19 protein-coding genes are annotated in these 21,756 nt (G+C 73.3%); 8 read left to right on the top strand and 11 right to left on the bottom strand.

What is annotated here, in order from left to right:
• Positions 1-3: 3 nt before the first annotated feature.
• Both ACH4J0_RS37160 and ACH4J0_RS37165 read right to left on the bottom strand, forming a co-directional pair.
• Positions 4-675, bottom strand: coding sequence for a GNAT family N-acetyltransferase (locus ACH4J0_RS37160; RefSeq protein WP_396245626.1), 672 nt, complete (start codon positions 673-675; stop codon positions 4-6).
• Complete coding sequence (locus tag ACH4J0_RS37165) at positions 567-2,459, bottom strand: IucA/IucC family protein (protein WP_396245627.1); 1,893 nt, start codon at positions 2,457-2,459, stop codon at positions 567-569. The genes ACH4J0_RS37160 and ACH4J0_RS37165 overlap by 109 nt, the downstream gene beginning before the upstream one ends.
• A gap of 240 nt (positions 2,460-2,699) precedes the next feature.
• Between ACH4J0_RS37165 and ACH4J0_RS37170 the strand changes: the two genes are divergently transcribed.
• Both ACH4J0_RS37170 and ACH4J0_RS37175 read left to right on the top strand, forming a co-directional pair.
• Positions 2,700-3,875, top strand: coding sequence for a trypsin-like serine peptidase (locus ACH4J0_RS37170; protein WP_396245603.1), 1,176 nt, complete (start codon positions 2,700-2,702; stop codon positions 3,873-3,875).
• A gap of 28 nt (positions 3,876-3,903) precedes the next feature.
• A complete protein-coding gene (locus ACH4J0_RS37175; protein ID WP_396245604.1) occupies positions 3,904-5,052 on the top strand; it encodes a trypsin-like serine peptidase in 1,149 nt (382 codons plus the stop codon).
• A gap of 41 nt (positions 5,053-5,093) precedes the next feature.
• Here ACH4J0_RS37175 and hflX read toward each other — a convergent pair whose 3' ends face one another.
• The 5 genes from hflX to miaA form a co-directional block, all read right to left on the bottom strand.
• A complete protein-coding gene (gene hflX / locus ACH4J0_RS37180) occupies positions 5,094-6,596 on the bottom strand; it encodes a GTPase HflX (protein ID WP_396245605.1) in 1,503 nt (500 codons plus the stop codon).
• Positions 6,593-8,941: a RelA/SpoT family protein gene (locus tag ACH4J0_RS37185; protein WP_396245606.1), complete on the bottom strand. Its 2,349-nt coding sequence runs from the start codon at positions 8,939-8,941 to the stop codon at positions 6,593-6,595. The genes hflX and ACH4J0_RS37185 overlap by 4 nt, the downstream gene beginning before the upstream one ends.
• A gap of 168 nt (positions 8,942-9,109) precedes the next feature.
• Positions 9,110-10,051, bottom strand: a complete 942-nt coding sequence (dapF, locus tag ACH4J0_RS37190) for a diaminopimelate epimerase (RefSeq protein ID WP_396245607.1) — start codon at positions 10,049-10,051, stop codon at positions 9,110-9,112.
• A gap of 32 nt (positions 10,052-10,083) precedes the next feature.
• Positions 10,084-10,596, bottom strand: coding sequence for a hypothetical protein (locus ACH4J0_RS37195; RefSeq protein WP_396245608.1), 513 nt, complete (start codon positions 10,594-10,596; stop codon positions 10,084-10,086).
• 278 nt (positions 10,597-10,874) lie between these two features.
• A complete protein-coding gene (miaA, locus tag ACH4J0_RS37200) occupies positions 10,875-11,810 on the bottom strand; it encodes a tRNA (adenosine(37)-N6)-dimethylallyltransferase MiaA (protein ID WP_396245609.1) in 936 nt (311 codons plus the stop codon).
• A 180-nt stretch (positions 11,811-11,990) separates the two neighbouring features.
• Between miaA and ACH4J0_RS37205 the strand changes: the two genes are divergently transcribed.
• Positions 11,991-12,248: an antitoxin gene (locus ACH4J0_RS37205; protein WP_396245610.1), complete on the top strand. Its 258-nt coding sequence runs from the start codon at positions 11,991-11,993 to the stop codon at positions 12,246-12,248.
• 4 nt (positions 12,249-12,252) lie between these two features.
• Here ACH4J0_RS37205 and ACH4J0_RS37210 read toward each other — a convergent pair whose 3' ends face one another.
• Both ACH4J0_RS37210 and miaB read right to left on the bottom strand, forming a co-directional pair.
• Positions 12,253-12,951, bottom strand: coding sequence for a class III extradiol dioxygenase subunit B-like domain-containing protein (locus ACH4J0_RS37210; protein ID WP_396245611.1), 699 nt, complete (start codon positions 12,949-12,951; stop codon positions 12,253-12,255).
• A gap of 117 nt (positions 12,952-13,068) precedes the next feature.
• A complete protein-coding gene (miaB, locus tag ACH4J0_RS37215) occupies positions 13,069-14,571 on the bottom strand; it encodes a tRNA (N6-isopentenyl adenosine(37)-C2)-methylthiotransferase MiaB (protein WP_396245612.1) in 1,503 nt (500 codons plus the stop codon).
• A 117-nt stretch (positions 14,572-14,688) separates the two neighbouring features.
• On the opposite strand from miaB, the gene ACH4J0_RS37220 reads away from it, so the two are divergent.
• A complete protein-coding gene (locus tag ACH4J0_RS37220) occupies positions 14,689-15,708 on the top strand; it encodes a TAXI family TRAP transporter solute-binding subunit (RefSeq protein WP_396245613.1) in 1,020 nt (339 codons plus the stop codon).
• Positions 15,709-15,718: 10 nt separating this feature from the next.
• On the opposite strand, the gene ACH4J0_RS37225 is transcribed toward ACH4J0_RS37220, so the two are convergent.
• Together ACH4J0_RS37225 and ACH4J0_RS37230 are read right to left on the bottom strand one after the other, a co-directional pair.
• Positions 15,719-17,152 (bottom strand): sensor histidine kinase, encoded by a 1,434-nt coding sequence (locus tag ACH4J0_RS37225; RefSeq protein WP_396245614.1) that lies wholly within the window; start codon positions 17,150-17,152, stop codon positions 15,719-15,721.
• A gap of 6 nt (positions 17,153-17,158) precedes the next feature.
• The gene (locus tag ACH4J0_RS37230; RefSeq protein ID WP_396245615.1) at positions 17,159-17,917 is read right to left on the bottom strand and encodes a response regulator transcription factor; all 759 of its coding nucleotides are present in this window, start codon (positions 17,915-17,917) and stop codon (positions 17,159-17,161) included.
• Positions 17,918-18,308: 391 nt separating this feature from the next.
• On the opposite strand from ACH4J0_RS37230, the gene ACH4J0_RS37235 reads away from it, so the two are divergent.
• From ACH4J0_RS37235 to ACH4J0_RS37250, 4 genes are all read left to right on the top strand, one after another.
• On the top strand, positions 18,309-19,082 hold the full coding sequence (locus ACH4J0_RS37235; RefSeq protein ID WP_396245616.1) for an amino acid ABC transporter ATP-binding protein: 774 nt from the start codon (positions 18,309-18,311) through the stop codon (positions 19,080-19,082).
• Between the two features lie 119 nt (positions 19,083-19,201).
• Positions 19,202-20,104: a glutamate ABC transporter substrate-binding protein gene (locus ACH4J0_RS37240; RefSeq protein ID WP_396245617.1), complete on the top strand. Its 903-nt coding sequence runs from the start codon at positions 19,202-19,204 to the stop codon at positions 20,102-20,104.
• A 43-nt stretch (positions 20,105-20,147) separates the two neighbouring features.
• A complete protein-coding gene (locus ACH4J0_RS37245) occupies positions 20,148-20,798 on the top strand; it encodes an amino acid ABC transporter permease (RefSeq protein ID WP_396245618.1) in 651 nt (216 codons plus the stop codon).
• Complete coding sequence (locus ACH4J0_RS37250; protein WP_396245619.1) at positions 20,795-21,643, top strand: amino acid ABC transporter permease; 849 nt, start codon at positions 20,795-20,797, stop codon at positions 21,641-21,643. The genes ACH4J0_RS37245 and ACH4J0_RS37250 overlap by 4 nt, the downstream gene beginning before the upstream one ends.
• Positions 21,644-21,756: the final 113 nt, after the last annotated feature.

The following is a 21,756-nucleotide window of genomic DNA, read 5'->3' on the forward strand; positions in this document are numbered from 1 at the left end:
TTCCTAGGCGGGGAGCGGGTCTCGGTCGCGGACCATCAGGGCGGCGCGCTTGTCGGGCAGGTCGAGTTCGGCGGCGGCCCGGAATCCGGCCCGTTCGAAGGCCCGGACCGAGCGCAGGTTGCGGACGTCCGGTTCGGCCACCACGCGCTCGCAGGAAGGAACGTGACCGAAGACCATTCCCGCCAGTGCGGCCAGCAGGTGGGCTCCCAGGCCCCGGCCACGGCTGGCGGCGGGGCCGAGCAGCAGGTGCACACCGGTGTCGTGCGGCAGGGCCGGGTAGTGCGCGGCGAGCGGGTCGAGGTCGGCCCGGTAGACCTCCCAGTAGCTCATCGGCGCGCCACCGAGCAGGCCCAGGCAGGGCACGCTGTGCCCGTCGCCGTCGAGTTGGGCCCGGACGTGCCGTTCGGTGACGGCGGGCGGCCCGGCGAGCGCCCAGAACTCGGCGACCTCGGGGTCGTTCATCCAGCCTGTGAGCAGCTCCAGGTCGGCGGGCAGCCGGACCGGGCCGAGCCGGAACCGGCCGGCCGGGGTGGGGACTTCACCCCACCCGGGCGGGTCGACCCGCATCAGCCACCCGCCACCGGGTTGGGGATGTCCACGTACACGGACTGGGTGGCGACCGGCCCGACCAGCTCGTCCAGGCCGTTGATCCGGGTGAACAGGTTGGCCTTGCAGGGCAGGGTGGGCGCGTCCAGCAGCAGTGCGGGCAGCGCCGATCCGGTGGCGGCCGCCCGCGGGTCGGCCAGGAACCGGCGCAGCCCGGCCAGCAGCACGGTCTCGTCGGCGAGGCCCTGGGAGCCGAGGGCCCCGATCAGCCCGAGCACGTGGTTGATGCCGAGGTAGTAGGCGAAGTGGTGGTCGATGACGGCGTCGGGCAGGAAGGTGTCGCTGCGCGCGCCGAGTCCGGGCAGTCGGGCGGTGAGCCGCTCGGCGGCGCTCTCCCGGTAGTAGTAGCCCTGGTTGTCGCGGTAGCGGCCGCCGCTGGGCCAGCCGTCGGCGTCCAGCAGGACGATGCTGTTCTGCTGGTGCGCCTCCAGCGCGATGCCGCCCCGGCCGTCCAGCCAGAGGACGGGCAGCACGACGGCGTCCAGGTAGCGCAGGAACCATTCGGCGGCGACGGTGCGCAGCGGGCGGCCGGTGCGGGCGGCGAGCGAGCGCAGGGTGTCGCCGAGCCGGGACGGCACGGTGGTGCCGGTGCCGCGCGGCTGTTCGGCGACCAGCCCGGCCACGCACAGCGCGCGGTCGGTGGGCGCGAAGGGCTGGGCGCGCAGCACGGTGTCCAGGCCGCCCGGGTCGCCGAGGTCGGGGTGGTCGACGCCGATCCAGGCCGGGTCGCGGACGATGTCGAAGCCGGGGTGGGCGGCCCGCCACTCGGCGGCGAGGCCGCTCTCCAGCAGGCGGTGCACCTCCAGGCCGCGGTGGAGCTCCTTGCGCAGGTTCTCCCGGCGGGAGTTGGTGATCCGCAGGCCGAGCGAGAGCTTGAGCATCCACGGCGTGCCGGGCCGGTAGACGGTGCGCACCGAGGAGGTGGGGTGCCAGGGCTCGCCGGCCGGGCCGAGGTCGTGCAGCAGCCCGTCGGCGAGCAGGGCGGCGACGGCCGGTCGGTGGGCGAGTTCGCGGGCCTGCCAGGGGTGCAGCGGCAGGGCGGCGGTGCCGGGGGGCAGGGCGGTGCCGCCGCCGAGCAGGGCGGCGGTGAGCCGGTCGGCGCTCTGGGCGACGGCCGAGTCGGCCGCGAGCAGCGCACGGTCCACGGCGTACCAGTGCAGCGGGAAGGAGCCGTGGAGTTCTGGCGAGTAGGCCGCGCTCTGGGCCGGGCCGAGGCCGTCGCGGCTCTTCGGGGTGGGGTGCAGCGGGTGGCCGAGCAGCAGGGACTGCTCGGCGGCGAGGAAGTGGGAGCGCTCCGGCCCGCCGGGTTCGGCGCCGGTGCGGCGGTGGGCGAGGATCTCGGCGGTGCGCATCACCGAGTCGGCGACCCGGGCGGCGAGGTCGGCGACCCGTCCGGGGTCGGGCCGTTCTGCGGCCGCGGCGGCGAGCAGCGCGGCGGCGGTGACGGCGTCCACCGGGGCCTCCGCGGTCCCCTCCCCCGCGGAGAGGGTGGCCGGGCCGAAGCGGTGCCAGCCGCCGGGCGACCAGTGGCGGACCGGGGCGGTGAGCCGGGCGGCGCCGCCGAGGACGTCGATCCGCAGTCGGCCGTCCGCCGCGGGGCGGGCTCCGGTCTCCCGGGTCCAGCACCGCAACAGGGCCTCCACGGCGGCCTGTTCGGCGGCGACGGCGGGATCGGGGTGCAGCAGCGGGTCGGGCGAGGCGGCCCGCTCCGCCATCGGCGGCGGTACGGGCGGGGCTCCGGTGAGGGCGGTGCTCAAGGCTGCTCCTTGGTGCGCGTGGGGGTGCGGACGCGCGCTGGTGGTGGAGGGGGTCGGCGGGCGCTCGCACCGTCGCGTCAGGTAAGGGTTACCTATCCCCGACGGGTGATCACAAGGACCGATCACTCGTCCGGGTGAAGACCGGGGATAGTGCACCACCGGGCGGGGCGGCCCTGCTGTGCCAACGAGGGGAACGGTCGCGCGTCACGGACCGGTGACGTCCGGTCAGCTCCGGAACCCGGGGGGTGGCCGCCGCCGTCCTCCCCGGCGATGGAAGACTCCAGGGCGGTGAGCCGCCACACCGAAGTCCGACCGAGCACAGGGGGAAGCGCACAGATGCCATCGATCCACCGGTCAGCCCTGGCCGCCGCCCTGGTCACCGGAACGCTGCTGGCCGCGAGCGCCTGTGGACCGGACGGCCCGGCCGGCGGCGCCGGGACCCCTGCGCCGCCGCCCGCCGCGGACGCGAGCGCCCCGGCGACCCCCGGCGGCGTCATCGGCGGGATCACCCTGCCGTCCGGACTGCCGAGCAGCCTGCTGGAGGGTCTGCCGAAGAGCTGGGACGACCTGAAGAAGTGGAAGTTCGACGACTGGGACAAGTGGGCGTCCAAGCACGTCTTCAACAACCCGGTGGTGAAGGACTTCTGGAACCCGGACAAGATGGGTGACGCCAAGCCCGCCGACCCGGCCCCGCCGACCGCCAAGCCGGCCGCCGCCGACGGCGTGACCGATCCGGAGCCGCCGGTGGTCAAGGCCGTCCAGGTGCCCCGCCCGTACCTCAAGCAGCCGTCCGGGAAGGTGTTCTTCTCCGCCCAGGGCGGCCGGGGCAACTGCTCGGCGACGGTGATCGCCGACCCGCAGCACCCGGGCCGGAGCAACCTGGTCTGGACGGCCGCGCACTGTGTCCACGAGGGCAAGGGCGGCACCTTCTACAAGGACCTGGTCTTCGTCCCCGCGTACAACAACTCGGGTGCCTCCAGCGGGGGCAGGAAGGCCCCGCTGGCCGAACTGGCCCCGCTCGGGACCTGGTGGGCCGACCAGGTCGTCACCTCCCCGCAGTGGATGGTCGAGGGCGGCTCGACCGGTGACGCCGCCAACCAGTACGACTTCGCCGTGATGCGCGTGCACAACCAGAACGACACCGGCAAGTCCCTGGAGGAGACGGTCGGTTCGGCCGCCCCGGTGTGGTTCGACGCGCCCCGCGACCAGCTCAAGGTCTCCGCCGTCGGCTACCCGCTGGTCAAGCCGTTCGACGGCCAGGAGCTCTACAAGTGCGACGGCGGCAAGCCCACCCGGCTGTCCTTCGACGCCAAGCGCCCGTCCATGCTGACCATCGGCTGCGACATGACCCAGGGCGCCAGCGGCGGCGGCTGGTTCGCCACCATGCCGGACGGCCGGACCGCCCTGGTCAGCAACACCTCGATCGGCACCCAGGACCACACCTCGCTGAGCGGCCCGTACCTGGAGACGGTCGCCAAGCAGGCCCTGGACTGGATCTCCAGGAAGCAGTGACCGGCACCACCACGGGGGACACCTCAGCTTGCGCACCATCCGCACCACCGGCACCCGGGGGCGGCGGGCCGCCACGGCCAGCGCCGCGCTGCTCGCCGCCCTGACGCTCACCGCGGCCGCCTGCGGGCCGGACGGCCCCGCCGCCCCGCCCGCCCCGCCCGCGGCGCTGCCCAGGGCCGCGCCGACCAGCCTCGGCGACCTGAGCGGCTGGAAGCTGGAGGACTGGGCCCGGTACGTCGCCGACAGCGGCTTCACCAACCAGGTGGCCCCCGGCTACTGGACGACCGCCCGGACGGAGGCCGCCAGGGCCCGTCCCACCCCCGAGTACTCGCTGACCGCCGCCTCCCCGGGCACCGTCCAGCGGGACGCCCCGCCGGCCACCGTCCAGGCCCGGCCCCAACCGCACCCGTACGGCCCGGACTCCGCCGTGGTCGGCAAGCTGCTGATGACCACCTCCCAGGGCGACGCGGTCTGCTCCGGCACGGTGGTCTCCGACCCGCTCAACCCGGGCCGCAGCAACCTGGTCTACACCGCCGCCCACTGTCTGCACGACGGCAGGGGCGGCGGCTGGGTGAAGAACCTGGTCTTCGTGCCCGCCTTCAACCGGGACGGACAGGCGAGCAACCGGGACGGCCGGGCGGCCCGCGGCAAGCCGTACGGCGACCAGCAGGCCGCCCCGTACGGCCGCTGGACGGCGGTGCGCGCCCTGGTGTCGCCGACCTGGCTGCAGGAGGGTGGCGTCGGCGCCCGCGACCAGTACGACTACGGGATCGTCCGGGTGCGCGGCGAGTCCGACTCCGGCCGCTCCCTGGAGGAGACCGTCGGCGGCTCCGTCCCGGTCTGGTTCAACGCCCCCCGCGAGCAGATCACCTCGGCCGCCGCCTTCGGCTACCCGGTCGAGCGGCCCTTCGACGGCATGGAGCTGCAGCACTGCGACTCCACCGCGGCGCCGGGCCGGCTGTCCTTCGATCCGGCCAGCCCGCCGATGTACGTGATCGGCTGCACCATGACCGGCGGCGCGGGCGGCGGTGGCTGGTTCATCACCAAGGACGGCAAGCCCAACCTGGTCAGCGTCAGCTCGATCGGCGACCGCGACCCGGTCGGCCACCTGGCCGGGCCGTCCCTCCAGGACCAGGCGAAGCAGGCCTTCGACTACTTCACCAAGAACGTGAAGTAGCCCCCGGACGCGATCGTCCGGGGGCTACTTCAGCAGGCCGGTCAGCCGTGCAGCGCGACCGCGAAGTGCTCCAGTTCGGCGGCCAGCTCGGCCGGCACCTTGGCGTGCAGCAGCGTGCCCTCGCCGGTGTGCTCGGTGGCGAGCAGCTCGCCCTCCTTGTGCACCCGGGAGACCAGCGCCCCCTGGGTGTAGGGCACCAGGGCCCGCACCTCGACGGCCGGCCGCGGCAGCTCGTCGTCGATGAGCTTCAGCAGCTCCTCGATGCCCGTGCCGCTGCGGGCCGACACCACGATGGCGTGCGGCTCGCGGCGCAGCAGGCGCTGGAGCACGTGCGGGTCGGCGGCGTCCGCCTTGTTGATCACCACGATCTCGGGGACGTTCTGCGCCTCGACCGAGACGATGACCTCGCGGACGGCGGCCAGCTGCGTCTCCGGCTCGGGGTGCGAGCCGTCCACCACGTGCAGGATGAGGTCCGCGTCGGCGACCTCCTCCATGGTCGAGCGGAAGGCCTCGACCAGGTGGTGCGGCAGGTGCCGGACGAAGCCGACGGTGTCGGCCAGGGTGTACAGCCGCCCGCTCGGCGTCTGGGCCCGGCGCACGGTCGGGTCCAGGGTGGCGAACAGCGCGTTCTCCACCAGCACGCCCGCGCCGGTGAGCCGGTTGAGGAGGGAGGACTTGCCGGCGTTGGTGTACCCGGCGATGGCCACGGACGGCACCTGGTGGCGCCTGCGCTCCTGGCGCTTGGTGTCGCGGCCCTTCTTCATCTCGGCGATCTCCTTGCGGAGCTTCGCCATCTTCTCCCGGATCCGGCGCCGGTCGGTCTCGATCTTGGTCTCACCGGGACCGCGGGTGGCCATGCCGCCGCCCGAGGAGCCGGAGCCACCGCCACCCATCTGCCGGGACAGCGACTGACCCCAGCCGCGCAGGCGCGGCAGCATGTACTGCATCTGCGCGAGCGAGACCTGTGCCTTGCCCTCCCGGGACTTGGCGTGCTGGGCGAAGATGTCCAGGATCAGGGCCGTCCGGTCGACGACCTTGACCTTGACCACGTCCTCCAGGTGGATCAGCTGGCCGGGGGTGAGCTCACCGTCGCAGACCACGGTGTCGGCGCCGCTGGAGGCGACGATGTCGCGCAGCTCCTGCGCCTTGCCGGAGCCGATGTAGGTGGCCGCGTCGGGCTTGTCGCGGCGCTGGATGACGCCGTCCAGGACCTCGGAGCCGGCCGTCTCGGCGAGCGCGGCGAGCTCGGCCATCGAGTTCTCCGCCTCCTCCAGGGTGCCGTCGGTCCAGACGCCGACGAGCACCACGCGCTCCAGACGGAGCTGGCGGTACTCGACCTCGGTGACGTCTTCGAGTTCGGTGGAGAGGCCGGCGACCCGGCGCAGGGCCGCGCGCTCGCTGCGGTCGTACTGGTCGCCGTCGTAGTTGTGGCCGAGGTCCTCGTCGATGGCCGCGAGGTCCTCGTCCATGAGGGCTTCCGCTCGCAGACCGTCGAGGCGGCGCGGGGCGTCGGCGTGGTCGCGGGTGTCGAACGTGGAGGTCATTCTGTCCTTTGGTCGCTGGAATGCTGCGGAGGGGGCCCCTGGGTCCCGCCAGAGCTCCCGTGCCCTGAGAACGCCGTGGACCGGCCGTGAATTCCCCATGATGGTCGCATGCCCGGCGCGGGCCGGTCATCCCCATTTCCGCCGTGCCGGGTCCGGGTCCCCTCCGGCGCGTGCGGACGGCTCACGTCGTAGACCCCGGAGACCCTGAGCATCGCCCGCATCAGTGCGGGCAGCGCGCCCGGCGCGGGCAGTTCGACGGTGTAGGTGTGCCGGACCCGCAGCTCCTGCGGCGGCTCGACCTCGGCGGAGACGATGCCGACGCCCTCGGCGGAGATCGCCGCGGTGAGGTCGGCGAGCAACCGGGGCCGGTTCAGCGCCTCGGCCCGCAGGGTGACCCGGTGTCCGGCCCCGGGGGCGTCCTCCGGCCGCCAGCGGACCTCCAGCTCGGTGCGCCCGTCCGCGCGCAGTCGCTGCCCGGCGGGACAGCCGGTGCGGTGCACGGCCACCGCGCCGCCGCGGATCGGGTAGCCGGCCACCTCGTCCGGGGGAACGGGCGTGCAGCAGCGGGCCAGCCGCACCGTCGCCCCGGGGCGGCCGGCCACCGCGACCGGGGCGGCCCGGCGCTCGCCCGCCGGGTGCGCGGGCGGGGCGGGCTGGCCGCCGGCCGGACCGGTGCGCACCACCGGCAGCCGGGCCGGGTGGTCGGCCAGCCAGCGTTCGATGGCCAGCCGGGCGGCGGGGGTGCGGGCGTGCGCCAGCCACTCCGGCGAGGGCCCCGAGGGTTCGGCGCCCCGCTGGCCGCTCCCGGCCGGGGGGCCCTCGGTGAGCACCGCGAGCACGTCCCCGTCCTGGAGCACGGTGGACAGCGCGGTCAGCCGGCCGTTGACCCGGGCGCCGATGCACCGGTGGCCGGTCTCCTCGCCGAGCAGGTAGGCGGCGTCCACGCAGCTGGCCCCGGCCCTGAGCTGAAGCGTTTCACCGCTCTCCGTCACCACGGTGATCTCGCGGTCGCCGGCCAGGTCGGCGGTGAGCGCGGACCAGAAGGCGTCCGGGTCGGGGGTCTCCTGCTGCCACTCCAGCAGCCGGCTGAGCCAGCCGGGCCGGGCCGGGTCGGTGCGGTCCAGCTCGTCGGCGTCCTGGCTCGCGCCGGTGCGGGACGGGTCGCCGAGCGCGACCACTCCGGTCTCGGCCACCTGGTGCATCCGCCGGGTGCGGACCAGCACCTCCACCACCGCGCCGTCCAGCGCCACGGCGGTGTGCAGCGACTGGTAGAGGTTGAACTTGGGGGCGGCGACGAAGTCCTTGAACTCCCCGGGCAGCGGTGTCCAGCAGGTGTGCAGTTCGCCGAGCACGGCGTAGCAGTCGGCGTTCTCCTCGACCACCACCAGGAGCCGCCCGAAGTCGGCGGGCTGCGGCCGCTGCGGCTGCCCGTCCGGCCCGGGCGCGGCGGCCCGCTTGACCAGCACCCGGTGCAGCGAGACGCAGTGCCGGGGCCGTACCGTCACCTCGGCGGCGACCCCGGCCTCGGCCAGCTGACGGGCCAGCCGACGGGCGAAGGGCTCCAGCAGGGTGTCCGGCTCGGCCTCGTGACCGGCCATCAGGGCGCGGGTGCGGGCGTGCTCCTCGGGGTGCAGGGTGGCGAAGACGATGTCCTCCAGCTCCGCCTTGAGCACCTGGATGCCGAGCCGCTCGGCCAGCGGGATCAGCACGTCCCGGGTGACCTTGGCGATCCGCGCCTGGCTGGCCGGCTTCATGTGCCGGATGGTGCGCATGTTGTGCAGCCGGTCGGCGAGCTTGACCACCATCACCCGGACGTCGTCCCCGGTGGCGACCAGCATCTTGCGGAAGGTCTCCGCCTCGGCGGCGGCGCCGAAGTCGACCTTCTCCAGCTTCGTCACCCCGTCGACCAGGTAGGCGACTTCGGGCCCGAACCCGGCGCCCACCTGTTCCAGCGTCAACTCGGTGTCCTCGACGGTGTCGTGGAGCAGCGAGGCGACCAAGGTGGTCGTCCCTGCGCCGAGTTGGGCCAGGATCATGGTGACGGCCAGCGGGTGGGTGATGTACGGCTCACCGCTCTTGCGCTTCTGGCCGCGGTGGCTGGCCTCGGCCAGCCGGTACGCCCGGGCCAGCAGGGCGAGGTCCGCCTGCGGATGGTGCTGCCGGTGCACCCGGACCAGCGGTTCCAGGGCGTCCGGGACGGGCGGGCGCCCGGTGGCCAGTAAGGCGGCCCGCCCGGCCCGCCCGAGGGCGGCCCGGCCGAGCTCCCCCAGGGGCCTCCTGGCCCCGGCCTGCCGTGCGCTCGTCGGCTGCCCCGCGAGAGGGGGCTGCCCGGCTTCGATGGTCATCGGCACCTCCGGCAACGTCGCCGGGCGCTGCCCCTCCCCGTGGGGTGATCGACCCGGTGGTCCATGCTACCGAGCAGAGCACGTTCCGCGACGCGGTGATTCCCGTCCGCGACCGGTATCACCCGATCGGGGGGATTCGTCACCGAACGAATTGGGCAAACCGAGCCGTCAGCCCTGGAGCAACGACTCCCACCAGCGCCCGTCGAGCCGCCCCTCGGCCACGATCACCGCCGGCCCGGTCATCTCCACCCGGCCGTCCGGGTGCTCGGTGATGACCAGGCGGCCGCCCAGCACGTCCACCGTGTACGAGACCGCCTCGCCGGTGACCGCCGGGTCGGCGGCGTCCCGGCGGATGGCCGCCACCGCGACGGCGCAGGCGCCGGTGCCGCAGGAACGGGTCTCGCCCGAGCCGCGCTCGTGCACCCGCATCGCCACGTGCCGCGGGCCGCGGTCCACCACGAACTCGACGTTGACGCCCTCCGGGTAGGCCCCCTCGGGGCTGGTCAGCGGCGCGCTGCGCAGGTCCCCGGCGTGGTCCAGGCTCTCCACGAAGGCCACCGCGTGCGGATTGCCCATGTTGACGTTCAGGGCCGGCCAGCGCCGCTCGCCGACCGCGACCTCGATGCCCTCCGGGCCAGGCAGCCGGGCGCGGCCCATGCCGATGGTGACCTCGCCGGGCGTGCCGTCCCCGGCGTCCTCGGCGACCGTCGCGGTGAGCACCCCGGAGCGGGTGGCGATCGCCAGCTCGCCGGGCTCCGCCAGGCCGGCCTCGACCAGGAAGCGGGCGAAGACCCGCAGGCCGTTGCCGCACATCTCGGCGATGCTGCCGTCGGAGTTGCGGTAGTCCATGAACCACTCGGCCCGGTCGGCCAGGTCCGCGGCGGCCGGGTCGGCGGCCGCGCGCACCACGCGCAGCAGCCCGTCGCCCCCGATGCCGGCCCGCCGGTCGCACAGCGCGGCGACCGCCTCCGGGCCGATCTCCAGCACGCCGTCCGGGTCCGGCACGATCACGAAGTCGTTCTGGGTGCCGTGCCCCTTGAAGAAGGGGGGGCCGGCCCGGCGGGCGGAGGACTGCCGGGCGGAGGACTGCCGAGGAGAGGATGCGCTCACCCCTCCGATTGTATGGAGGTCCGGCGAACCCCTCAGCGCAGGTAGGCGACCCGCCACACCGCGAGCACGCAGGCGGCCAGCGCGATCAGGGTGTAGACCACGATGGCCTTCCAGCCTGCCCGCCGCCCGGAGCCCCGGCGCGGCAGCCCGGGCCACTTGTAGCCGGCGTGCCGGGCGGCCATCGCGCCCCAGCCGAACGAGGCGGCGGTGAACAGCAGCCCGAGCATGCCGACCATGGTGGCCCGCGCCCCGGCCGAGCCGAAGGCGAGCGGGAAGGCGAACATCAGCGAGCCGAGGGTGCCGAGCAGGGCGATCGGCAGGGTCTGCCACCACCGCAGCCGGCGCAGTGGCCGGATCTCCCGCTCGTGCACGGCGGCGTCCGGCGGGGTGCGGGTGTCCAGCGCGGGCACCGCGGAGGCGTAGGAGGTCGGCGCCTCCAGGCCGGTCAGCACGGGGAGGTCGCCCATCGTCGACTCGTCGAACTCCTCGGCCGGTGCGGTGACGCCACCGCTCTGGCCGGGTTCGGGGCCGGTACCGGTCGACACACGGCCTCCCCTGACAGTTCGACACGAGCGGACTCGCGGCCGGGCACGGTCGACCCGCCCGGGCCGACCCTTATGGCATCGATGATGGCATGTCCAGAGGGGACGTTCGGGGCCTGACCGGGGTCCTCGGGTGATCCGTGGCCATCACGTGATCGGGCCGTGACCCCCGGTGCGTTCTGCACGGTCACCTGCGCGCGCAGGTGCACCGCCGGATTGGCCGGAACGCGCCCCCGGGGCCCGTGTGCGAACTCCCGAGGGCAGGAGTTCGCACACGGGCCCTATGCGCCCTGCCCTTGCTGACGGCCGATCAGTTCGAGGGATCGTTCCAGCAACTCGACCGGGTCGGTGCCGGCCGGTCGGGAGAGCCAGTGGATGCGGTCGTCCCGGCGGAACCAGGACTCCTGACGGCGGGCGAAGCGCTTGGTGGCCCGGACCGTCTCGGCCCGCGCCTCGTCCTCGGTGCACTCGCCCGCGAAGTGGGCGAGCACCTGCTGGTAGCCCAGCGCCCGGGAGGCGGTGCGGCCCTCCCGCAGCCCGGCCTCCTCCAGCTCCCGCACCTCGTCCAGCAGTCCGGCCTCCCACATCCGGTCGACCCGCAGGGTGATCCGCTCGTCCAGTTCGGGGCGGGGGACGGCCACGCCGATCTGCACCGCCTCGTACACGGCGGTGTTGCTCGGCAGGTTGGCGGTGAAGGGCCGCCCGGTGATCTCGATGACCTCCAGGGCGCGGACGATCCGCCGCCCGTTGCCGGTCAGGATCGCCTCGGCGGCGGCCGGGTCCAGCTCGGCCAGCCGCCGGTGCAGCGCGTACGGGCCGGCCTGCTCCAGCTCGGCCTCCAGCCGGGCGCGCACCCCGGGGTCGGTGCCGGGGAACTCCATCTCGTCGATCGCGGCCCGGACGTACAGCCCGGAGCCGCCGACCAGGACGGGGGTGCGCCCGGCGGCGAACAGCCGGTCGATCTCGGCCCGGGCCAGCCGCTGGTACTCGGCGACGCTGGCGGCCTCGGTGACGTCCCAGACGTCCATCAGGTGGTGCGGCACTCCCCCGCGCTCGTCCATGGTCAGCTTGGCGGTGCCGATGTCCATGCCCCGGTACAGCTGCATCGAGTCGGTGTTGATCACCTCGCCGCCGAGGCTGCGGGCGATGGCGACGGCCAGGTCGGACTTTCCGGCGGCGGTCGCGCCGACGATGCTGATCACACGGGAGCTGCTCACCGCTCCAGTCTCGCAAACCGCCGCGGCGCCCGGGGCCGGGCTGCCGCCCGCCGGCGACTGCGCGAGGATGTGACTGTTCCCCGGACCGTCTCCGGACGTTTCCGCAGCCGAGCGTCGATTTTGCGAACTCTTTACCAGGCGCGCGCGTTGTGCCGGAGACAGGGAACGAAGGAGATCGTCATGGGTCTGATGGACAACCTCAAGGGCAAGGCCGAGGAGCTCAAGGAGAGGGCCAGCGAGCTCGCGGGCAAGCACAGCGACCAGATCGAGCAGATCGTGGACAAGGCCGGCGGTGCGATCGACAAGGCCACCAAGGGCAAGTACAGCGACAAGATCGAGCACGGCGCCGGAAGGGCCAAGGACGCGGTCGGCGACTTCGCCCACAAGCCGAAGCCGGGCGGCGAGGAGGGTCAGACCCCCCGGCCCCCGCAGCCGTGACCGGTCAGGACCAGGACGCCACGAAGTAGCCGACGCCGTACGGCGCGTCCTGGTACCCCAGCCGCGCGGTGAGGCCGGCGCCCTCGGCGGCACCGGCCAGCACCTGCCAGGGCGCCCGGCCCTCGGCCTTGAGCTCGGCGGCCAGGGCCGGGTCGACGGCGGCGAGGGCGGGCAGGTCGGCGGCGCCCAGGGCGGCGGCCAGGGCGGCGTCGAAGCCCTCGGCCCGCTCGTCCAGGTAGCCGGGCGCCTTCAGCGAGCGGCAGGCGCTGCCGTCGCCGAGGACCAGCAGGGCGACCCGGTCGGCGAGGCCGGCCAGGCCCTGGCCGAGGCCGAGCATCCGGTCGGCGGGGGCGTCGGCGGGCACCGCGCAGGCGTGCGTCGGCAGGGTCACCCCGGCGCGTTCCAGCAGCCAGGCGCCGACGGTCAGCGAGGGCGCCAGCTCGGGGCCCTCGACCCGCGCTCCGGGCAGCTTGGCGACCAGCGGCACGCCGTAGCGGTGGAAGGACCCGGCCCCGCCCTCGGTCCACACCTCGGCCTCCGGACCGGCACCGACCACCACGACCAGCTGCGGCTCTGCCGCGACCAGCGCCGCCAGCGCCTCGTCGCAGGCGGCGCGCAGAGCGTCCAGCTCGGGCGCGGCCCCGGCGGCGACCTCGGGGACGAGCAGCGGCGGACAGGGGCACACGGCGGCGGCTACCAGCATGCCGATCACTCTAGGGCCTGCCGTCCGGATCCCCTCAGCAGGACCCGAGCGGCTCCCGACGACGGCGGCCCGGTGGGAGACCAACGCTCCCACCGGGCCGCCGTCAGGGCACGGGCGTCAGTCGCCGCAGCAGGCGCCGCCCGCCGGGGCGGCCAGCGGCAGCTCGGCCGGGGCGCCGATCTTCGGCAGGCCGAGCATCACGCCGGCCGGCTTGTCGGCGGGCTTGGCCTGGCGCTTCTCCCAGGCGTCGCCGGCCCGGGTGCGGCGCACCGCGAGCACCGGGCCCTCGGCCAGCAGGTGGTGCGGGGCGGCGTAGGTGATCTCGACGGTCACCATGTCGCCCGGGCGCACCGGCTCCTCCGGCTTGCTGAAGTGGACCAGCCGGTTGTCGGGCGCGCGCCCGGACAGCCGCTGGGTCCGGTCGTCCTTCTTGCCCTCGCCCTCGGCGACCAGGACCTCCAGGGTGCGGCCGACCTGCTTCTTGTTCTCGTCCCAGGAGATCTCCTCCTGGAGGGCGATCAGCCGGTCGTAGCGGGCCTGGACGACCTCCTTCGGCACCTGGTCCGCCATCTCCGCGGCGGGGGTGCCGGGGCGCTTGGAGTACTGGAAGGTGAAGGCGTTCGTGAAGCGGGCCTCGCGGACGACGTGCATCGTCTCCTCGAAGTCCTCCTCGGTCTCGCCGGGGAAGCCCACGATGATGTCGGTGGAGATGGCCGCGTCCGGCATCGCCTCGCGCACCTTGCGGATGATCCCGAGGAAACGCTCCTGCCGGTAGGAGCGGCGCATCGCCTTGAGGACGCGGTCGGAGCCGGACTGCAGCGGCATGTGCAGCTGGTGCATCACGCTCGGGGTCTCGGCCATCGCGGCGATCACGTCGTCGGTGAAGTCGCGCGGGTGCGGCGAGGTGAAGCGGATCCGCTCCAGGCCCTCGATCCGGCCGGCGGCGCGCAGCAGCTTGGAGAAGGCCTCGCGGTCGCCCAGGTCGGAGCCGTAGGCGTTGACGTTCTGGCCGAGCAGGGTCACCTCGATGACGCCCTCGTCCACCAGCGCCTCGATCTCGGCGAGGACGTCGCCGGGTCGGCGGTCCTCCTCCTTGCCGCGCAGCGCGGGGACGATGCAGAAGGTGCAGGTGTTGTTGCAGCCGACCGAGATGGCGACCCAGGCCGCGTACGCGGACTCGCGGCGGGTGGGCAGCGTGGAGGGGAAGGTCTCCAGCGACTCCAGGATCTCGACCTGGGCCTTGCGCTCGACGGCGGCCCGCTCCAGCAGCGCCGGCAGGTGGCCGATGTTGTGGGTGCCGAACACCACGTCGACCCAGGGGGCGCGCTTGACGATGGTCTCGCGGTCCTTCTGCGCCAGGCAGCCGCCGACGGCGATCTGCATGCCCTGGTGGCGGCTCTTGGCCGGCGCGAGCTGCCCGAGGTTGCCGTACAGCTTGTTGTCGGCGTTCTCGCGCACCGCACAGGTGTTGAACACGACCAGGTCCGGGTCGCCGTCCGGGCCGGCCTTGACGTACCCGGCGTCCTCCAGCAGGCCGGACAGCCGCTCGGAGTCGTGGACGTTCATCTGACAGCCGTGCGTGACGACCTTGTAGCTCTTCAATCCGCTCTCACCGCTCACCAGACCAGGGTACGGGCAGCCGCGAGCCGGTTTTTCCGGAGCTTCGCCGGGCCGGGCCCGGAGCTTCGCCGAGCCGTTCCCCTCCCGTTCGGCCGGGGCGCCTGGCAGTATCCCTGCATGACCCCCACCGATCCGTCACGTCTCGGCGCCGCCGTCCGCCGCGCGGCCCGCAGCCCGTTGTGGCGGACGGTGCTGGTGCTGGTGCTGCTGGTCGCCGGCCTCGGCGGCTGGTGGCTGTCGGCGGGCCGCTCGCCCGGGTACCCGCGCGGGGAGACCCGTTTCGCCACCGGCGTCCCGCGCGGGGTCTACGACCGGTACGGGCAACTGCTCCAGGCCCACGTGTCGCAGACCATGCCGGGGATGCGGCTGGCCCTGGACAGCACCGACGGCTCGGTGGAGAACCTGACCAGGGTGATCACCGGCCAGGACACCTTCGCCATCGCCACCGCCGACGCGGTCGCCGCCTACCAGGGCCCGGGCAAGGACCGGCTGCGGGCGATCGCCCGGCTGTACGACGACTACCTGCAGCTGATCGTCCCGGCCGACTCCCCGGTGCACCGCACCGCCGACCTCAAGGGCCTTCGGGTCGGCGTCGGCCTGCCGCGGTCCGGGGTGAACCTGGTGACCAGGCGGCTGCTGTCGGCGGCGGGCCTGGACCCGGACCACGACGTCACCGCCGTCCCGGCGGGCGTCAGCGACGGCTCGGACGAGCTGCGCGCGGGCAAGCTGGACGCCTTCTTCTGGTCCGGCGGTCTGCCGACCAGCGCGCTCACCGACCTCTCCGACCACTTCCGGATCCGGGTCGTCCCGCTGGCCGACCTGTCCGAGGCGCTGCACAAGGCGGAGGGCGACGGCGTCGACGCGTACCGGGCCGCCACCATGCCCAAGGGCACCTACCCGAACGCCGAGCCCAAGGATCCCGTCGCCACCATGGCCGTGCCCAACCTGCTGGTCACCCGGGACGACGTGGACCCGGGCCTGGTGGAGGGCATGACCCGGGCGGTGATAGACAGCCGGGACCAGATCGGCGCCCAGGTGCACGCCGCCCAGCTGGTCGACCTGCGCACCGCCGTCTACACCGACCCGCTGGCGCTGCACGTGGGCGCGGCGCGCTACTACCGATCGGTGAAACCGTAGGGGACCGGTCTCAAGGCTGTTCCGGCCGCGGCACCGCGAGGGTCACCGCGAGACCGGTCGGATCGACCGGGGCGAAGCCGAGCGAGCCGCCGCCGGCGGCCAGCAGGGTGCGGGCGATGGACAGGCCCAACCCGGAGCCGTCCACGTTCTGGTGCCGCGGGCTGCGCCAGAACCGGTCCCCGGCCCGGGACAGCTCGTCCTCGGTCAGGCCCGGCCCGGCGTCGCTGACGGTCACCGCGACCTCGTCCCGGCGGACCGCGACCCGCAGCCGCACCTGGCTGCCGGACGGGCCGAACTTGAGCGCGTTGTCCAGGACGGCGTCCAGCGCGGAGCCGAAGCCGATCGGGTCCGCCATGCCGATCGCCAGTGCCGGGCCCTCCCAGCGCAGGTCGATCCCGCGCTGCTCGGCCACCGGCCGCCAGCCGTCCACCCGGGCGAGGGTCAGCCGGGCGAGGTCGGTCTGCTCGGGTGCGGGGCGGGCGTGCTCGGCGGTGGCCAGCCCGAGCAGGTCGTCCAGCACCCGGGCCAGCCGGGAGCCCTCCTCGCGGACGCCACCGAGCTCCTCCTCGTGGCCCTCGGGCAGTTCCAGGCCGAGCACCTCGACCCGCAGCAGCAGGGCCGAGAGCGGGTTGCGCAGCTGGTGCGAGGCGTCCGCGACGAAGGCCTTCTGCTGGTCCATGGCGTGCACCACGTGGTCCGCCATCTCGTTGAAGGAGCGTGCCAACCGCTGGAGTTCGGGTGGTCCGCCGCCGGGCGCGACCCGTGCGGCCATCCGTCCGGTCGCTATGTCGTGGGTGGCCCGGTCCAGGGTGCGCACCGGGCGCAGCACCCACTCCGTGAGCCGCACGGCCAGCAGCACGGCGACGGCCATCGCGGCCGCCTCGCCGCCGGCGAGCACCAGCCACTTGTGCAGCACCCGGGCCCGCAGCGCCCCGGCCGGGGACTCGCTCAGCACCACCGCGACCACGTCGCCGTCGCGCACCACCGGGGCGGCGACGGTGATCGTCCGGTCCTCGGTCCACGGCCAGACCTGCGGCGGGTTGTGGCTGCGCCGCCCGTCCAGCGCCTCCTGGAAGGCCTGGGCGCCCCAGCCGACGGCGGGCAGCCGCCAGTCGGCGGGCGCCACCGCAATCGGTGCACCGTCGCGCTGGAAGATGCCCAGGCGCACGCCGTACAGGTCGAAGTAGCGCTGGACCTCGGCTTCGATCGCGTGCCGCCGACTGAGGTCGCCGGGGGCGGGTTCCGGGTCGGCCTTGAGCGCGGAGTCCAGGGCGGCGGCGCCCGAGGTGGGCAGGTCCTGGGCGAAGCGGGCGGCGTCGTCGAGCCGGTCGACCACCACCCGGCTCTGCTCGGCCGCCGCGAACGCCGCCGCGAGCGGCAGCCCCAGGGCGGCCAGGACGCAGAGCATGAGGGCGATCAGGATGCCGAGCAGGCGGGTGCGCACGTGCGGTCAGTGCTCCGCGGGGGCGGACGGGGCCTGGTCGGCCGCGGTGGAGGTCGGGCAGTCGGGGATCAGCCGGTAGCCGACGCCGCGCACGGCCTCGACCAGGCCCGGCAGTGCGAGCTTGTTGCGCAGCGAGCCGATGTGCACCTCCAGGGTGCGGCCATTGCCCTCCCAGCCGCTGCGCCAGACCTCGCTGAAGATCTGCTCGCGCCGGTAGACCACGCCGGGGCTCTGGGCGAGCAGCGCCAGCAGGTCGAACTCCTTGCGGGTGAGCGGCACGTCGCGGCCGCCCACGCTGACCCGGCGGCGCTCCCGGTCGATCCGGATGCCGCGGGACTCCAGCGGGCCGCGCTGCTGCGGTACGGCGTCGGGCGAGGGCACCGCCACCGAGGAAGGCTGGGCGCCGCGGCGGGCGACCGCGTGGATGCGGGCGAGCAGCTCGCCCATGTCGTACGGCTTGGTGACGTAGTCGTCGGCGCCCAGGTTGAGGCCGTGGATCCGGGAGCGTATGTCGGCGCGGGCGGTCACCATGATCACCGGCACACCGCTGCCGGCCCGGATCCGGCTGCACACCTCGAAGCCGTCGCGGTCGGGCAGCCCGAGGTCGAGCAGCACGACGCGGTACGGCTCGTTGCCGTCCGGCACCAGGGCGTCCAGCGCCTCGTGCCCGCTGCGGGCGTGCCGCACCTGGAAGCCGTGCCGGCCGAGCACCGCGACCAGTGCCGCGGCCACGCGTTCGTCGTCCTCGACGAGCAGCAGTCGCATCCCGTTCTCCTCCCTCCCCCACGTGATCGCCGGGCCGATCCGTTCGGGGCCCGGTCCTGCGCAGTATGGGCCAGCGGGCGGCCCGGCGCCAGGCTCGACCGCCCACCGGGCTCGTGGGGGACGGCGAGCACCGGCGCGGATTCCCGCTGTGACATGCCCCGTCGACACCCTCGCGAACAGTCCGTACGCATCGTGTGGCCGTTTCGTGATCCTCAAGTTCCGCTCAGATCGGCTGACGGGGCACCGTCAGCGCTCCTAAGGTCGCCCCACCGGGGGCTGCGGCTCCGCCGGTCGCGGCTCCCGGATTCGCACCACCATTGCCACCCAAGGGAGTTGGAACTTCCGGGCAGGCATGAAACGACCCAGTTCGACACATGAGGGAGCAGGCGCGATGACCGAGAGCCCGGTCGAGGACTCCACCCCCGCAGCCGCCCCGCTGGTCGTGCTGAGCAAGGTCAACAAGCACTACGGCGCGCTGCACGTCCTGCAGGACATCGACCTGGAGATCAAGCAGGGCGAGGTGGTCGTGCTGATCGGCCCGTCCGGGTCGGGCAAGTCGACGCTCTGCCGGACGATCAACCGGCTGGAGACGATCGACTCCGGCACGATCACCCTGTCCGGCCGACCGCTGCCCGCCGAGGGCCGGGAGCTGGCCCGGCTGCGCGCCGAGGTCGGCATGGTGTTCCAGAGCTTCAACCTGTTCGCGCACAAGACCGTGCTGGAGAACGTGGTCCTGGCCCAGGTCAAGGTCCGCAAGGTGCTCCGCTCGCACGCCCTGAAGACCGCCCGGGAGCTGCTCGACCGGGTCGGCGTCGGGGCTCAGGCGGACAAGTACCCCGCCCAGCTCTCCGGCGGCCAGCAGCAGCGCGTGGCGATCGCCCGGGCGCTGGCGATGAAGCCGAAGGTGATGCTCTTCGACGAGCCGACCTCCGCGCTCGACCCGGAGATGGTCAACGAGGTGCTGGAGGTCATGCGCCAGCTGGCCGCCGACGGCATGACGATGGTCGTCGTCACCCACGAGATGGGCTTCGCCCGCTCCGCCGCCAACCGGGTGCTGTTCATGGCCGACGGGAAGATCGTCGAGCAGAACACCCCGGACGCGTTCTTCACCGCTCCGCGCTCCGACCGCGCCAAGGACTTCCTCTCGAAGATCCTGCACCACTGACGCTTCGAGACCACGCGGGGCCGCCTCCGGCAACGGTGGCGGACGGCCCTGCCCGTGCACGACTTCCAGACGCCAGAGCCCGGTCGACACCGTGGCCCATCCCCAGGAGTACAACCCTCATGAGGACTTCCCGCACCCTCGCCGTGGCGCTCTGTGCCGTCGCGCTCACCGCCACCGCCGCCTGCGGCAAGGACGGCACCCCCGCCTCCAACGCGGCGAGCGCGAGCAACGCCCCGGCGCTGCCGACCTACACGGTCAAGACCGACGTCAAGGTCGACTCCCCGGTCATCGCCGAGGCCAAGAAGCGCGGCCAGCTGATCATCGGCGCCAAGGCCGACCAGCCGAACCTCGGCTGGGAGGACGTCGCCAGCGGCGACCGCAGCGGCTTCGACATCGAGATCGCCAAGATGGTCGCCGCCGACCTCGGCTTCACCCCGCAGCAGATCAAGTGGCAGACCCTGGTCTCCTCGCAGCGCGAGCCGGCCATCGCCAAGGGCCAGATCGACTTCTACGTCGGCACGTACAGCATCAACGACGAGCGCAAGAAGACGGTCTCCTTCGCCGGCCCCTACTACATCGCCGGCCAGGACTTCCTGGTGAAGAGCGACAACACCTCGATCACCGGCCCGGACAGCATCAGCGGCAAGAACATCTGCACCGCCACCGGCTCGACCTCGATCCAGAACATCAAGCAGTACAACCCGAAGATCACCCAGTTCGACACCTACTCGGCCTGCGTCGAGAAGCTGATGTCGGGCGAGGTCGACGCGGTCACCACCGACGACGCGATCCTCAAGGGCTACGCCTCCAAGTACGCCCCCAAGCTCAAGGTGGTCGGCAAGCCGTTCACCAAGGAGAACTACGGCGTCGGCCTGAACAAGGACGACAAGGCGCTGCGCGACGCGATCAGCGACGCCCTCAAGGCCCACGAGGACAACGGCGACTGGAAGAAGGCCTACGACGCGACCCTGGGCGCGTCCGGCTCGGCCGCTCCGGCGATCCCGACCCTCGACCGCTACTGATCCACCCCCGCTTCCCGACCATCTGTGAGAGGAGGGCCGCCGGATGGGGTTCCTGTTCGAGCAGGACAACTTCGCGTTGTTCCGCGACGGCTTCCTGCAGACGATCGAGCTGAGCGCGCTCAGCGCCCTGCTCGCCCTGCTGCTGGGCACCCTGCTGGCGGCCTTCCGGGTCTCCCCGGTGCCGGTCCTGCGCGCCTTCGGCACCACCTGGGTGACGCTGTTCCGCAACACACCGCTGACCCTGCTGTTCTTCGCCGTCACCTTCGGCCTGCCACCGCTCGGGGTGCACTTCAGCCACCTCACCTTCGCGGTGCTGGCGCTCGGCGGGTACACCGCCTCGTTCGTCTGCGAGGTGATCCGCTCCGGCATCAACACCGTGCCGCTCGGCCAGGCGGAGGCGGCCCGCAGCCTCGGCATGAGCTTCTTCCAGACCCTCAGCCTGGTGATCCTCCCGCAGGCCTCCCGGACCGTGCTGGGCCCGATGAGCAGCGTGTTCATCGCACTGCCGAGGAACTCGGCGATCGCCGGCGCGTTCAGCGTCAGCGAGCTGTACAGCGCCCAGCAGACCTTCTCCGAGCGCGGCTACTCGATCTTCTCGATCTTCTTCTGGGTGGCCTGCGCCTACCTGCTGATCAGTGCGACGGTCGCCTCCTTCTTCCGCTTCCTGGAATCCCGACTGGCGGTGGCCCGATGAACCTGTTCCAGCGGCAGGGCTCGGCGAGCGTCCTCTACGACATCCCCGGCCCCCGGACCCGCGCCCGTTACCGGCTGTTCGGCGTCCTCTCGCTGCTCGGCATCGCGGGGCTCCTCTGGTACGTCGTCAGCGCGCTCGCCGACAACGGCCAGTTCGACGCCGACCTGTGGGACCCGTTCCAGTACAACTTCGTCCAGCAGATGATCGTGGACGGGCTGCTGGCCACCCTGAAGGCCTTCGGCCTGGCGGCCGCCTTCTCGCTCACCCTGGGCGCGCTGCTGGCCTCCGGGACGCTCTCCGACCACAGGCCGGTCCGCTGGGTCTGCACCGCGATCGTCCAGTTCTTCCGGGCGATGCCGCTGCTGATCCTGATCGTCGCGCTCTACTACGCGTTCTTCGCCAAGGACCCGATGTGGGCGCTGGTGCTCGGCCTCACGCTCTACAACGGCTCGGTCCAGGCCGAGATCATCCGCAGCGGCGTCAACGCCGTCCCGCGCGGCCAGGGGGAGGCGGCGTACGCCCTCGGGATGCGCAAGACCCAGGTGATGTCCACCATCCTGGTGCCGCAGGCCGTCCGCTCGATGCTGCCGTCGATGATCGGCCAGCTGGTCGTCACCCTCAAGGACACCTCGCTCGGCTACATCATCACGTACAACGAGCTGCTGTTCATGGGCAAGAAGATCGCCAGCCAGCCGATGAACGCCGCGGGCTTCCCCTACATCCCCGTGGTGCTGGTGATCGCGCCGATCTACATCCTCCTGTGCCTGCTGCTGACCGCGCTCGCGCGGTGGATCGAAGCACGCGGCCGTCGCGGCGCGAACCGGCGCACTTCAGCTGCTGCTTGACGGACACGCAGGTGAACTGTTGCATTGCTGTTCGTGACACCTCCCGGGAGCATCCACGCGGCATATGCGGCAGCGGTAACTGACGCCGGCCCATGGGCCGGTTCGTGCCCGGA

The organism is Kitasatospora sp. NPDC017646, assembly GCF_044329365.1.
Classification (GTDB): domain Bacteria; phylum Actinomycetota; class Actinomycetes; order Streptomycetales; family Streptomycetaceae; genus Kitasatospora.